The 12,663-nt window shown below is 70.2% G+C and carries 11 protein-coding genes and 1 pseudogene; 9 read left to right on the forward strand and 3 right to left on the reverse strand.

Annotation, left to right across the window (positions count from 1 at the left end):
• A partial coding sequence (locus J5F18_RS18250) for a LysR family transcriptional regulator (RefSeq protein ID WP_346299946.1) occupies nucleotides 1-615 on the reverse strand: 615 nt, incomplete at its 3' end.
• A 111-nt stretch (nucleotides 616-726) separates the two neighbouring features.
• Here J5F18_RS18250 and J5F18_RS18255 point away from each other — a divergent pair.
• The 4 genes and pseudogenes from J5F18_RS18255 to J5F18_RS18270 all read left to right on the forward strand — a co-directional run bounded on the left by J5F18_RS18255 (nucleotide 727) and on the right by J5F18_RS18270 (nucleotide 5,202).
• Nucleotides 727-981, forward strand: a complete 255-nt coding sequence (locus tag J5F18_RS18255; RefSeq protein WP_346299947.1) for a hypothetical protein — start codon at nucleotides 727-729, stop codon at nucleotides 979-981.
• Between the two features lie 181 nt (nucleotides 982-1,162).
• Complete coding sequence (locus tag J5F18_RS18260) at nucleotides 1,163-1,477, forward strand: hypothetical protein (protein ID WP_346299948.1); 315 nt, start codon at nucleotides 1,163-1,165, stop codon at nucleotides 1,475-1,477.
• 653 nt (nucleotides 1,478-2,130) lie between these two features.
• Nucleotides 2,131-3,513 (forward strand): annotated as a pseudogene (gene katG / locus J5F18_RS18265) (catalase/peroxidase HPI); the annotation flags it as partial.
• 171 nt (nucleotides 3,514-3,684) lie between these two features.
• Nucleotides 3,685-5,202 (forward strand): malonyl-CoA synthase, encoded by a 1,518-nt coding sequence (locus J5F18_RS18270; protein ID WP_346299949.1) that lies wholly within the window; start codon nucleotides 3,685-3,687, stop codon nucleotides 5,200-5,202.
• A 112-nt stretch (nucleotides 5,203-5,314) separates the two neighbouring features.
• Here the strand turns inward: J5F18_RS18270 and J5F18_RS18275 are convergent, their stop codons facing one another.
• Complete coding sequence (locus J5F18_RS18275) at nucleotides 5,315-6,520, reverse strand: CoA transferase (protein WP_346299950.1); 1,206 nt, start codon at nucleotides 6,518-6,520, stop codon at nucleotides 5,315-5,317.
• Between the two features lie 497 nt (nucleotides 6,521-7,017).
• Here J5F18_RS18275 and J5F18_RS18280 point away from each other — a divergent pair, with 497 nt between their 5' ends.
• Both J5F18_RS18280 and J5F18_RS18285 read left to right on the forward strand, forming a co-directional pair.
• Nucleotides 7,018-7,245 (forward strand): DUF4160 domain-containing protein, encoded by a 228-nt coding sequence (locus J5F18_RS18280; protein ID WP_346299951.1) that lies wholly within the window; start codon nucleotides 7,018-7,020, stop codon nucleotides 7,243-7,245.
• 3 nt (nucleotides 7,246-7,248) lie between these two features.
• On the forward strand, nucleotides 7,249-7,677 hold the full coding sequence (locus J5F18_RS18285; RefSeq protein WP_346299952.1) for a DUF2442 domain-containing protein: 429 nt from the start codon (nucleotides 7,249-7,251) through the stop codon (nucleotides 7,675-7,677).
• Between the two features lie 56 nt (nucleotides 7,678-7,733).
• Here the strand turns inward: J5F18_RS18285 and J5F18_RS18290 are convergent, their stop codons facing one another.
• Nucleotides 7,734-8,384: a flavin reductase family protein gene (locus J5F18_RS18290; RefSeq protein ID WP_346299953.1), complete on the reverse strand. Its 651-nt coding sequence runs from the start codon at nucleotides 8,382-8,384 to the stop codon at nucleotides 7,734-7,736.
• A gap of 158 nt (nucleotides 8,385-8,542) precedes the next feature.
• Here J5F18_RS18290 and J5F18_RS18295 point away from each other — a divergent pair, with 158 nt between their 5' ends.
• The 3 genes from J5F18_RS18295 to recC all read left to right on the forward strand — a co-directional run.
• A complete protein-coding gene (locus J5F18_RS18295) occupies nucleotides 8,543-9,934 on the forward strand; it encodes an AlkA N-terminal domain-containing protein (protein WP_346299954.1) in 1,392 nt (463 codons plus the stop codon).
• On the forward strand, nucleotides 9,931-10,422 hold the full coding sequence (locus J5F18_RS18300) for a methylated-DNA--[protein]-cysteine S-methyltransferase (RefSeq protein WP_346299955.1): 492 nt from the start codon (nucleotides 9,931-9,933) through the stop codon (nucleotides 10,420-10,422). The genes J5F18_RS18295 and J5F18_RS18300 overlap by 4 nt, the downstream gene beginning before the upstream one ends.
• Nucleotides 10,423-10,486: 64 nt before the next feature.
• A partial coding sequence (recC, locus tag J5F18_RS18305; protein WP_346302266.1) for an exodeoxyribonuclease V subunit gamma occupies nucleotides 10,487-12,663 on the forward strand: 2,177 nt, incomplete at its 3' end.

The raw sequence follows: 12,663 nt of genomic DNA on the forward strand, positions 1-12,663 counted from the left end.
CCCCGCCGCGGCCAGGGCGGCTTCGGCCACCGCGCGGAACAGGTCCGCCCCCGGCGAGTAGAGGGCCAGCGGCAGCGGGTCGGCCAGCGACGGCTGGCGCTCCAGCCCCACCGCCCAGACCAGCGGCTCGCGACGGATCACCTCGCCCCCCGGCGAGCGGCGCTGGCGGGTCACCAGCGCCAGGTCCAGCTCGTCGGCGCGCACCCGTTCCACCAGGTCGGCACTGGTGCCGCAGGTCACCTGCAGGCCCACCTCCGGATAGAGCTGGTGAAACCAGGAGAACACCGCGGTGAGCAGGCTGGCATAGTCCTCGGGAATGCCCAGGTTGAGCTCGCCGGTGACGCGCCGGGTGCGCATGTCGGCCAGGGCCTCGTCGTTGAGCGCCAGCAGCCGCCGGGCATGGCCCAGCAGCCGCTCTCCCTCGGCGGTAAAGCGAAGGCCTCGCCCCACCCGCTCGTGCAGCGCCGTGCCCAGCGACTGCTCCAGGCGCGAGAGCTGCATGCTGACCGCGGACTGGGTGTAGGCCAGGCGCCGGGCGGCGGCGGTGACGCTGCCGGTATCGGCCACGGCCACCAGGGTGCGCAGCAGGCTCAGGTCGAGGGTTGGGGCGCGCATGGAATCATCAAGTTCCTTGATGGGTAGTTTCAAGAAAGATCGTTATCTTGATGAGTATGCAACGGCTAGCATGGCGGCGCCATCTCCACCTCGTCACTCCAGGAGGCCACCATGCAGCTCGGACGAGCCCACCTGTCTCCCTCTCCCCGGCTGGGGGCCGCCGCGGCCGCCCTGGCGGTACTGCTCTGGGCGCTGGTGCCGCTGCTGGCCGCCCAGGCGGAAGCGCTGCCGCCGCTGCGCCTCTCGGCCCTGGCGCTGCTGGCCGGGGCGCTGGGCACCCTGCCCATGGCGCGGCGCCGGCGGCCTCGCGATGCCCGCTCTCCGCCCTGCAGGGAGGGCTGGTCTACCTGGGCGTGCCGCTGCTGATCGGCGGGGCGGTGGCGGCCTGCTTCGCCGCCTTCACCTGGGCGCCCGCCGCGGAGGCGGCGCTGATCCTCTACACCTGGCCGGTGCTCTTCCTGCTGGCGAGCCGGCGCTCGCGGGGGCGCTGTGCTGGGCGCTCTACTCCCTGGCCTGCCAGGCTCCCGCCTGGCGCCTGGGCGAGCGGATGCCGCATCTGCTGCTGGTCGCCTGCGTGCTCGTCGGCGGCGCCAGCTTGGTGCTGGAAGGCACCGCCACCCTGCCCGCCGCGGAGGTCCTGCTGATCTGCGCGGCCCTGGGCCTCGGGCCCTATGGCCTGGCCATGCTGGCCTGGGACCGCGCCCTGCGCGATCCCCGGGGCCATCGGCACGGCAACCTGGCCCACGGCGTGCCGGTGCTGGCCACGCTCTTCCTGGTGCTGGCCGGCCTCGCCGCGCCGGACTGGCGCCTGCCGGTGGCGGCGCTGCTGGTGGTGGCGGGCAGCATGATCGCCGGGCGCTGAGCGTCAGCTGGCGTGCGTTCCGCTTGGCGAGCGGCTTTTCGGCGAAGCTGGAGACATTTTCCCCCCGAATCGGAGCAGATTGGACTTTTGAATATCGGGTGGTTAGGGTATGGGGCCCCCGGATCAGTCGAAACGCCTATAAAACACTGATCCCTGACGGTCGCGGCCGCCGCGCCCGACCACCCTGGTCTTGCCCGATTCGAAGACTGGATCGCCGTACCCTTCGACTGACCGACTGACCGTCGACGACGCCATCGAGAGAGAAGGAATCCATGTCGCGCCACTGCGCCGATGAGGGCCGGTGCATGCCGCGCCGGCCGCCGCCTGACCTCCCACCTGCGGGGTAGTGCCTGTCCACGGCATCCTGTTGTCGTGCCTGACTGATAGCACCTGACGCAGCGCCGAACCCGGTGCCGGCAGTGCTCTGCCCGGCCCGCGGCTGTTGTCGGGCCGTCGTGACCCAGACCTTCCTCAGCATCATCGCCGCGTTCGGCATTCCGGCCCGTCCGGAGTGCCCGGGACGCCTCCGTTCCACCTACAGAGGGACTGCTCTTGAACAACGAGCTTTATCAATGCTCGACCCTGACCGTCATCCTGCTGCTGCTGGCGTTTTACGGCGGCACCTATCTGATGACGCTCGGCATCCGCCGGCATCCAATCCCCTGGGCGAAGCCTTCAACTACGCCGAGGAGTTCAAGAAACTCGACCTGGCGGCGGTCAAGCAGGACCTCACCGCCCTGATGACCGACTCCAAGGAGTGGTGGCCGGCCGACTATGGTCACTACGGCCCCTTCATGATTCGCATGGCCTGGCACTCCGCCGGCACCTACCGCACCGCCGATGGCCGCGGCGGCACCAACACCGGCAACCAGCGCTTCGCCCCCATCAACAGCTGGCCCGACAACGCCAGCCTGGACAAGGCGCGTCGCCTGTTGTGGCCGGTCAAGCAGAAGTACGGCAACAAGCTCTCCTGGGCCGACCTCTATATCCTCGCCGGTAACGTCGCCCTGGAGTCGATGGGCTTCAAGACCTTCGGCTTCGGCGGCGGCCGCGGGGACATCTACGCCCCGGAAGAGGACATCTACTGGGGGGCCGAGGACGAGTGGCTTGGCAACCAGCGCTACAGCGGCGATCGGGATCTGGAGAGGCCGCTGGCCGCCGTGCAGATGGGCCTGATCTACGTCAACCCGGAGGGCCCCGACGGCAACCCCGACCCACTCGCGTCGGGTCGGGATGTCCGCGAGACCTTCGCCCGCATGGCGATGAACGACTACGAGACGGTGGCCCTGACCGCCGGCGGCCACACCTTCGGCAAGACCCATGGCGCCGGCGATGCTGCCCTGGTGGGCCCCGAACCGGAGGCCGCGCCCCTGGAACAGATGGGCCTGGGCTGGAAGAGCAGCTTCGGCAGCGGCAAGGGCCGTGACACCATCACCAGCGGGCTCGAGGGCGCCTGGACTCCGACCCCCACCCGGTGGGACATGAGCTACTTCGATGTGCTGTTCGGCTACGAGTGGGAGCTCGCCAAGAGCCCGGCGGGTGCCCAGCAGTGGGTACCGAAGAATCTGGCGGGCAAGGACCATGCCCCGGATGCGGAAGACCCCAACCAGCGCGCCGGGCTGATGATGACCACCGCCGATATCGCCATGCGCGAGGATCCGGCGTATCGCAAGATCGCCGAGCACTTCCACAAGAACCCCGAGGAGTTCGCCGACGCCTTCGCCCGCGCCTGGTTCAAGCTGACCCACCGCGACATGGGGCCCAAGGCCCGTTACCTGGGCCCGGAAGTGCCCGACGAGGACCTGATCTGGCAGGATCCGGTGCCGGCCGGCACCACCGGCTATGACGTGGATGCGGTCAAGGCCAGGATCGCCGCGAGCGGCCTCTCCATCGCCGAGATGGTAGCCACCGCCTGGGACAGCGCGCGCACCTTCCGCGGCTCGGACATGCGCGGCGGGGCCAGCGGCGCGCGTATCCGCCTGGCGCCCCAGAAGGACTGGCCGGCCAACGAGCCGGAGCGGCTCGCCAAGGTCCTGGCGGTCTACGAGAAGATCGTCGCCCGGCCGTCTCGGTCACCTTCACGGCGGCGGGGCCTAGTGATCATCGGGCTGACGCGAGTACCGCAGGCAGGGAGTTGATGGCAGCCATGCATCGGCGCCAAGGTCCCGTTAGGATGGGCCTTACCCGTTCACAGCGCGAGACGAGCCATGTCCCACAATCTCTTCGAGACCTTTGCCGCGCGCATGCGCGAGCGCGATGACGCCGACTTCATCACCACCCGCGAGGGGCGCCGCTATTCCTACGCCGATGCCCTCGGCGAGAGCGCCCGGCTGGCCGGGGCGCTGACCGAGCTCGGCGTGACGCAGGGCGACCGGGTCGCCGTGCAGGTCGACAAGAGCCCGGAGGCGATCCTGCTCTACCTGGCCTGCCTGCGCATGGGCGCCGTCTACTTGCCCCTCAACACCGGCTACACGGGGGAGGAGATCCGCTACTTCCTCGCCGACGCCGAGCCGGCGCTGTTCGTCTGCCGCCCTCAAGGCCTCGAGGAGGCGCGCCGCCTCGCCGCCGAGACCGGCTGCCCCGCCGTTGAGACCCTGGGCACTGCCGCCGACGGCAGACTGATGGAGAAGGCCGCCACCGCCACGCCGCGCGAGGACATCGTGGCCCTCGGCGAGCGCGACCTGGCGGCGATCCTCTACACCTCCGGCACCACCGGGCGCTCCAAGGGGGCCATGCTCACCCATCGCAACCTCGGCTCCAACGCCGAGACCCTGGCCGAGGCCTGGCGCTTCAGCGCCGAGGACCGGCTGATCCACGCCCTGCCGATCTTCCACACCCATGGCCTCTTCGTGGCCTGCAACGTCACCCTGATGACAGGCGCCAGCATGCTGTTCCTGCCGAAGTTCGACGCCGACGTGATCTTCGAGGAGATGGCCCGCGGAACGGTGCTGATGGGCGTGCCCACCTTCTACACCCGCCTGGCGGCCGACCCGCGCCTGACGCCGGAGGCCACCGCCCGGATGCGCCTGTTCGTCTCCGGCTCGGCGCCGCTCACCGCCGAGACCCACCGCGAGTTCGAGGCGAAGAGCGGTCACGCCATCCTCGAGCGCTACGGCATGACCGAGACCAACATGAACCTCTCCAACCCCTATGAGGGCGAGCGCCGCGCCGGCACCGTGGGCATGCCGCTGCCCGGCGTGGAGTACCGCATCACCGACCGCGAGACCGGCGCCGAGGTGCCCGCCGGCGAGATCGGCATGCTGCAGATCCGCGGGCCCAACGTCTTCATCGGCTACTGGCGGATGCCCGAGAAGACCCGCGAGGAGCTGCTCGAGGATGGCTTCTTCATCACCGGCGACCTGGCCATGGTCGACGATCAGGGCTATGTGCAGATCGTCGGCCGAGACAAGGACCTGGTGATCTCGGGGGGCTACAACGTCTATCCCAAGGAGGTCGAGCAACTGATCGACGAGCTCGACGGCGTGCAGGAGTCGGCGGTGATTGGCCTGCCCCACCCCGACCTGGGCGAGGGCGTCACCGCCGTGGTGGTGCCTCAGCCGGGGGCGCAGATCGACGAGGCCGGGGTGCTCGCCCATCTGGCGGGCCGGCTGGCGAAGTACAAGCAGCCCAAGCGCGTGTTCTTCGTCGACACCCTGCCCCGCAACACCATGGGCAAGGTGCAGAAGAACGAACTGCGCCGGCAGTACGACGCCACCTACCGCTGAGCCGCGGCAGGTGGCGCCATGGGCCGGCGGCGCCTCCGGCCGGGCCTCTCAGCGGGGCGCCACCTCGTTGATCTCAAGCGGGGTCATGGCGGATGCCCTGGGAGTCAAGGGGTCAGATGATGCCGGCATCGCGCAGCCTGGTGCGGGTCGCCTCGTCGATGCCCAGCTCGTCGAGCACCGCCTCGGTGTGCTGGCCCAGCGCCGGGCCACCCTCCCCCAGCCGGCCCGGCGTGGCGCTGAGCCGCGGCAGCACCCCCGGGACCTTCAGCGGCTTGCCGTCGGGCCGGGTGATGGTCTGGATCATCTCCCGGGCCAGGTAGTGGGGATCGCTGGCGATGTCGGCGGCGGTGTAGGGGTAGCCGGCCGGGACCCGGGCGGCGTCCAGCTCGGCGAGGATCGCCTCGCGGCTGCGTTCACGGGACCAGGCCTCGATGGCGGCATCGATCGCCTCGGCGTGGCGGGCGCGGCCGTCGTTGTGGGCCAGGGCGGGATCATCGGCCAGGTCGGGACGGCCGATCACCCCCATCAGGCGCTTGAAGATGCTGTCGCCGTTGCCGGCGATCAGCACGAAGTCGCCGTCGCGGGTGCGGTAGGCGTTCGAGGGCGTGATGCCCGGCAGGGCGCTGCCGCCGGGTTCGCGGATCTGGCCGGTGGCATCGTACTCGGGCAGCAGGCTCTCCATCATGGCGAACACCGACTCGTAGAGGGCCACGTCGATCTCCTGGCCCAGGCCGCTGCGGTGGCGCTCCTGCAGCGCCAGCAGGGTGCCGATCACCGCATAGAGGGCGGAGAGCGAATCGCCGATGCTCACCCCGACCCGCACCGAAGGCTCGCCGGGCTGGCCGGTCAGGTAGCGCAGCCCGCCCATGGCCTCACCGATCACCCCGAAGCCCGGCTTGTCGCGGTAAGGGCCGCTCTGGCCGTAGCCGGAGACCCGCACCATGATCAACCCGGGGTTGAGTTCGGCCAGGGCCGCGTAGCCCAGCCCCCAGCCCTCCAGGGTGCCGGGGCGGAAGTTTTCCACCAGCACGTCGGCCTCGGCGGCCAGCCGCCGGACCATCGCCTGGCCCTCCTCGCTGCGCAGGTCCAGGGTCATGGAGCGCTTGGTGCGGCTCTGCACATGCCACCACAGCGAGGTACCGTCCTCGATGATTCGCCACTTGCGAAGGGGGTCGCCGGTGCCGGGGGGCTCGATCTTGATCACGTCGGCGCCGAACTCGCCCAGCAGCTTGGTGGCGAAGGGGCCGGCGATCAGCTGGCCGAGCTCGAGGACCTTGAGGCCGGCCAGCGGCAGCTGGCGTGACGTCGGGGCGGTCATGGCGTCTCCTGAGTGGTGCGGGTCGTAGCCCTTGAGGATGCGCCACCCGGCCGCTCGTCGCCATTAGGCAATCGGGATCCGAGCTTTCCGACCACCTGCTGACGGCGGAGCGGGCCGGCAGGGAGTGACCGTTTCGCCCCGGCGTCCGAAGCGGTTTGGCGGCATGGGCGAAAGCGATCGACAGCTTTGTGCCTTCGTCTCTGGAGAAGGCTGCTTATTGAATGATCAATATACAGCGTGCGCCTCGGGAGGTATCACTATACGCCAGGCCGTTGCCGCCACCCTCTGAACAGCGCGCTGCCCCCTGGTGGGCGGCATCGGGTGCCGCCCACCAGGGAAGAGACCGCCAATACTCGTGCTTCCCGTTGCAGAGAGGACACAACAAGGACATCGAGCTCCAAGAAGACGCCATACGGAACCTGGCAGCCCTTGAAATAGTGCAACAGTTGCACCAAAGTCATTACCATATCCGATGACCGGCGCCAGTGGGCAACGCCATGACAACGATGATGCGCACCCACAGCTGGAAGATCGCCGTCTATGGCAACGAGCACGGCGTGCCTCACTTCCACATCGAGGGACCGGGTTATCGTTGTAGTGTCGCTATCGACACGCTGCAGGTGATCATCGGCAGGGTGCCCACCCGCGTGCTGAAGGAAGCCACGCAGTGGGCGCGCGAACATCAGGCTGAGTTGAGCGCCGAATGGCACAGGCTGAATGGGTGAACTATGGAAAAGCTACGCACTATCAATGATGTAAAAGCCAAGCCGCCGAATACCCTGGTCATCACCTGGTCCGAGGGCGGGCAGGTGGAGCTCGACCTCTCCCACGTGCTGTGCCAACAGGCTTACGCCCCCCTGCAAGACGCCGCCTTGTTCACCCAGGCAGAGGTAGGCGACTGGGGCCACTCCATCGTCTGGCCGGGCGAAATCGAGCTGGGCGCCGACAGCCTCTGGCGGCTCACTCTGGAGGCGCGCGGCCGTACCGATACCCTGGCATTCATTACCTGGCGTGCGCGCCATGGGCTGTCGTTGAGCGCCACAGCGCAAGCCCTCGGGATCTCGCGGCGCATGGTGGCCTACTACTCCAGCGGCGAGCGCGAAGTGCCCCGCACGGTGCTTCTCGCCTGCAAGGGGTGGGAAGTGGAAGCCGCTTGACGACGGCCCCCCGGTCGATGACCGGGGCGCAGCAGGGCAGAAACTGGCAGCGCACTTCAACCATTCCGCTCCTGGCGACTCATGGCGCTGCCCGAGGCCGGGCGCTCCACCTCGAAGAGGTCGGTGCAGCGGGCGTAGTCGTTGCCCGCCATGCGCCCGATCGGCCGCAGCCCCTCGGCATCCACGTGGCGGCCATTCCAGAGGGTGTCGTCGATATGGATCGAGACCACCTCGGCGAGCACCAGGTTGCCGGCCAGCGGCTGGTCGCCGAAGCGAATGATCTCACGCAGCCGGCAGCCGAAGGCCACCGGGGCGCCCGCCACCCGCGGCACCGAGACGCCCGCCATGGCGACCTTCTCGAGCCCAGCATGAACGAACTCGTCCTCGCCGTGTTCGAGCCCCGCGCTGGTGGCGTTCATCTCCGTCACCAGCCCCTCGCCGCTGATATGCACCACGCACTCCGGCACCTCGCCCAGGTTGTGGATGGTGTCCTTGGGGTTGGCGTCGCCGTCGAGCAGCGGCGAGAAGCCCAGCACCGGCGGATTGACGCTCACCACGTTGAAGAAGGAGAAGGGCGCCAGGTTGGCGTTGCCCCGTCCGTCCAGGGTCGAGACCCAGGCGATGGGCCGCGGGCAGATGCTCCCCGAGAGCAGGCGGTAGATCTTGCCGGGACTCAGTGACTGGTCTTCGAGCAGGTAGTCGCTCATGGGGAATGCGCTCCTCTGGGTGACGGGCAGGGCTCCATGGTACCCGCTATCGCCCGAGCTGCCGACGCCCGGCCGGCACCAGGGCCGATTCCGGCGAGTCGCGACGCGCGGGCAGGATACACTGAAGGCATTCCCTCTCTGGCGCCGAGTTATCCACCATGCTCGACCCCACCGTCTGCCGCAGCGCCCGGCTGGCCCGCGATGCCCGCTTCGATGGCTGCTTCGTCACCGCGGTCACCACCACGGGCATCTACTGCCGGCCGATCTGCCCGGCCACACCGCCGCGGGAGCGCAACGTGCGCTACTTCGAGAGTGCGCTCGCCGCCGCCGAGGCCGGCTTTCGCCCCTGCCTGCGCTGTCGCCCCGACAGCGCCCCGGACTCACCGGCCTGGCGAGGCAGCCACACCACCCTGGAACGCGCGCTGCGACTGATCGACGAAGGCGCCCTGGAAAGCGGCTCGCTAGCCCGGCTGTGCGAGCGCCTGGGCATCGGCGAGCGCTACCTGCGCCGGCTGTTCCAGGCCAGTATCGGGGTCTCGCCCAAGGCCTACGCCCTGCATCGCCAGTGCCTGTTCGCCAAGCAGCTGCTCCACGACAGCGACCTGCCCATCGCCGAGGTGGCCTACGCCAGCGGCTTCGGCAGCCTGCGACGCTTCAACGCCAGCTTCAAGGATCGGGTGGGCCTCGCTCCCCGGGAGATCCGCCGCGGGCGCGGCAATCCGCGCGGCGACCTCTGCCTGTGGCTCGCCTATCGCCCGCCCTATGCCTGGGAGGCCCTGCGCGCCTTCCATGCCGCCCGCGCCATCCCCGGCCTGGAGTGGCTCGGCGAGCATCACTACGGCCGAACCTTCTGCTGGGGCGAGGCCCGCGGTCATTTCACCGCGGAGCACCACCCCCAGCGCCACGCGTTCCGGGTCAGGCTGGTCACCGACGTTCCGGCTCGCCTGGCACCGGTGGTGCGGCGGATTCGCCGCCTGCTCGACCTGGATGCCGATACCGCCACCATCGAGGCGCACCTGGCCCATACGCTGCCCGGGCTACCCCTGATCCAGGGACTGCGCCTGCCGGGCACCTGGAGCCCCTTCGAGGCCGGCGTGCGGGCGATCCTCGGCCAGCAGATCACGGTGGCGGCCGCTCGGCGCCTGGTCGAGGGCCTGGTCACGAGGCTGGGCGAACCGACCCGTGAAGGGCACTACCACTTCCCGGACCCTGCCGCCATTGCCACCGACGACCTGGACGACCTCGGCATGCCCGAGGCACGACGCGCGACCCTGCGACGCTTTGCCGCCTGGTATGCTCGTGGCGAAGCCGGCGATGACCCCGGCACCTGGACGGTGCTCAAGGGAATCGGTCCCTGGACCGCCCGCTATGCCGCCCTGCGCGGCACCGCCCACCCCGACATCTGGCTCGCGGGAGACGCCGGCCTGCGCCGTGCCCTGCCGCTGCTGGCCGGGAGCGATCCGGCCGCCGCCTCCCCCTGGCGCAGCTATCTGACCCTGCAACTCTGGTCGCAAGATCCCGAGCCACGAACCATGGAGCCAAGACCATGACCGCTGAGGCACTCGACTACTACCGCCCTCCCGCCGCCGATGCCCTGGGGCTGATTCGCATCTGCGCCAGCGACTCGGCCATCACCGAGATCGACTTCGTCACCGCCCGGGAGGCGACGCCGCACCCCAGCGGGCTGACCGACCTGGCACGGGCCCAGCTGGCCGACTACTTCGCCGGCACCCGCCACACCTTCGAGCTGCCGCTGGCGCCCGACGGCACCGACTTCCAGCGCCGGGTCTGGGCGGCACTCGCCACCATCCCCTATGGCGAGACCCGCTGCTATGCCGAGATCGCCGAGCAGCTGCACTGCAGGGGAGGCCAGCGCGCGGTGGGAGCCGCCAATGGCAGGAACCCCATCGCCATCGTGGTGCCCTGCCATCGGGTGATCGGCAGCGACGGCCGCCTGACCGGTTACGCCGGTGGCATCGGCCGCAAGCAGTGGCTACTGGCCCATGAGGCGGGCGAGGTCCCCTTCGAACTGGGGTGAGCCAGGCGCGCCGCGCTGTGGCACCATAGGCGGAGCCCCTCGGTGTCGATGCGAAGGAACCGCCATGACCCTGACCACCCACGACGCCGCCCTGCAGCCCGGCTTTATGGTCGTTCACGGCAACCGCCTGGAGGCGCTGCGCGGCCTGGCGGTGGAGTGGCTGCGCCGCCATCCGCTCTCGCCGCTGGAGAACGAGACGATCCTGGTGCAGAGCAATGGCATCAGCCAGTGGCTCAAGCTGGCCCTGGCCGAGAACGAGGCCGACGGCGGCGCCGGCATCGCCGCGGCGCTCGACGTCACCCTGCCGGCGCGCTTCCTGTGGCAGGCCTACCGCAGCGTGCTCTCTCAACGGGAGGGCGAGGACGCGGTGCCGCCGGTCTCGCCCTTCGACAAGCCGCGGCTGGTGTGGCGGCTGATGCGCCTGCTGCCCGCCCTGCTGGACGCCCCCGTCTTCGCCCCCCTGGCACGCTTCCTGGAAGGTGACGACGACCTGCGCAAGCGCCACCAGCTGGCCGAGCGCCTGGCCGACCTCTTCGACCAGTACCAGGTCTACCGCGCCGACTGGCTAGACGCCTGGGCGGCGGGCGAGGACGTGCTGATCACCGCCCGCGGCGAGGCACGCCCCCTGGCCGAGGCCCAGCGCTGGCAGGCGGAGCTGTGGCGGGTGCTGCGCGAGGACATCGCCGCGGACCTGGGCGAGGCGGGCCTCGCCTCCAGCCGCGCCGCGGTGCACCGACGTTTCCTCGCGGCCTGCCGGGAGCTCGATGCAACGAACCGCCCGCCTGGGCTGCCGCGCCGGGTGATCGTCTTCGGCATCTCCTCGCTGCCCGCCCAGACCCTGGAGGCGCTGGCCGCCGTGGCGCGGGTCAGCCAGGTGCTGCTCTGCGTGCACAACCCCTGCCGCCACTACTGGGCGGATATCATCGAGCACAAGGATCTTCTCAGGGCCGAAAGGAAGCGCCAGCGGCGCCGTCCCGGCATGCCGGCGGATCTCGCCGAGACCGAGCTTCACCTCCACGCCCAGCCGCTGCTGGCCGCCTGGGGCAAGCAGGGCCGCGACTACCTGCGCCTGCTGGACGAGTTCGACGAGCAGCAGGCCTACCGCGACCTCTTCGAGGGCGAGGCGCTGCGCATCGACCTCTTCGACTCCCCTCTCCACCACAACGCCGAGCCCAGCCTGCTGCGTCAGCTGCAGGACGATATCCTGGAGCTGCGCCCGCTGGCCGAGACCCGCGCCACCTGGCCCGCCGTGGACCCGGCCCGCGACCGCTCGCTGCGCTTCCAGGTGGCCCACAGCGCCCTGCGCGAGGTGGAGATCCTCCACGACCAGCTGCTCGCTGCCTTCAGCGAGGACCCGACCCTCCGGCCCCGCGATATCCTGGTGATGGTGCCCGACGTGGACCAGTACGCCGCTGCGGTGCAGGCGGTGTTCGGCCGCCTCGACCCCGACGATCCGCGCCATATCCCCTTCACCCTCTCCGACCAGGCCAGCCGCCACCGCCTGCCGCTGCTGATCGCGCTGGAGTCGCTGCTGCGCCTGCCGGAACTGCGCCTCTCGGTGAGCGACCTGCTCGACCTGCTGGAGGTGCCGGCGGTGCGCGCACGCTTCGGCATCCCCGAGAGCGGCCTGCCCACCCTGCGCCGCTGGATCGAGGGCGCCGGCATCCGCTGGGGGCTCGACGCCCGCCAGCGCCAGAGCCTCGACCTGCCGGGCGGCATGGCCGCCAACACCTGGGCCTTCGGCCTGCGCCGGCTGCTGCTGGGCTATGCGGTGGGCGACGCCGCCGACGGCCCCTGGCAGGGGGTGGAGCCCTATGACGACATCGGCGGGCTGGAGGCGGCGCTGGCCGGCCCCCTGGTCAGCCTGATCGACACCCTGGAGGCCCAGTGGCAGACGCTCGCCGAGCCCTGCGACGTAGCCACCTGGGGCGAGCGCCTGCGCGAGCTGCTGGCGGCCTGCTTCCTGGCCGAATCCGACCAGGACCTGATGGCGCTGACCCGGCTCGAGCAGGCGCTGGACGCCTGGCAGGAGAGCGCCGAGGAGGCCGGGCTCACCGAGCCCCTGCCGCTCTCGGTGGTGCGCGAGCATTGGCTCGCCCAGGTGGACGAGGCGAGCCTCTCCCAGCGCTTCCTGGCCGGGGCGGTGAACATCGCCACCCTGATGCCGATGCGCGCCATCCCCTTCCGCCATGTCTGCCTGCTGGGCATGAACGACGCCGACTACCCGCGGGTGCAGCGCCC

This window comes from Halomonas sp. BM-2019 (assembly GCF_017584085.1).

Excerpts from the sequence above, each read along its gene's own strand:
- J5F18_RS18255 (WP_346299947.1), top strand. The coding sequence starts at position 727 with ATGCAGCTCGGACGAGCCCACCTGTCTCCCTCTCCCCGGCTGGGGGCC.
- J5F18_RS18260 (WP_346299948.1), top strand. The coding sequence starts at position 1,163 with ATGCCGCATCTGCTGCTGGTCGCCTGCGTGCTCGTCGGCGGCGCCAGC.
- J5F18_RS18270 (WP_346299949.1), top strand. The coding sequence starts at position 3,685 with ATGTCCCACAATCTCTTCGAGACCTTTGCCGCGCGCATGCGCGAGCGC.
- J5F18_RS18275 (WP_346299950.1), bottom strand. The coding sequence starts at position 6,520 with ATGACCGCCCCGACGTCACGCCAGCTGCCGCTGGCCGGCCTCAAGGTC.
- J5F18_RS18280 (WP_346299951.1), top strand. The coding sequence starts at position 7,018 with ATGACAACGATGATGCGCACCCACAGCTGGAAGATCGCCGTCTATGGC.
- J5F18_RS18285 (WP_346299952.1), top strand. The coding sequence starts at position 7,249 with ATGGAAAAGCTACGCACTATCAATGATGTAAAAGCCAAGCCGCCGAAT.
- J5F18_RS18290 (WP_346299953.1), bottom strand. The coding sequence starts at position 8,384 with ATGAGCGACTACCTGCTCGAAGACCAGTCACTGAGTCCCGGCAAGATC.
- J5F18_RS18295 (WP_346299954.1), top strand. The coding sequence starts at position 8,543 with ATGCTCGACCCCACCGTCTGCCGCAGCGCCCGGCTGGCCCGCGATGCC.
- J5F18_RS18300 (WP_346299955.1), top strand. The coding sequence starts at position 9,931 with ATGACCGCTGAGGCACTCGACTACTACCGCCCTCCCGCCGCCGATGCC.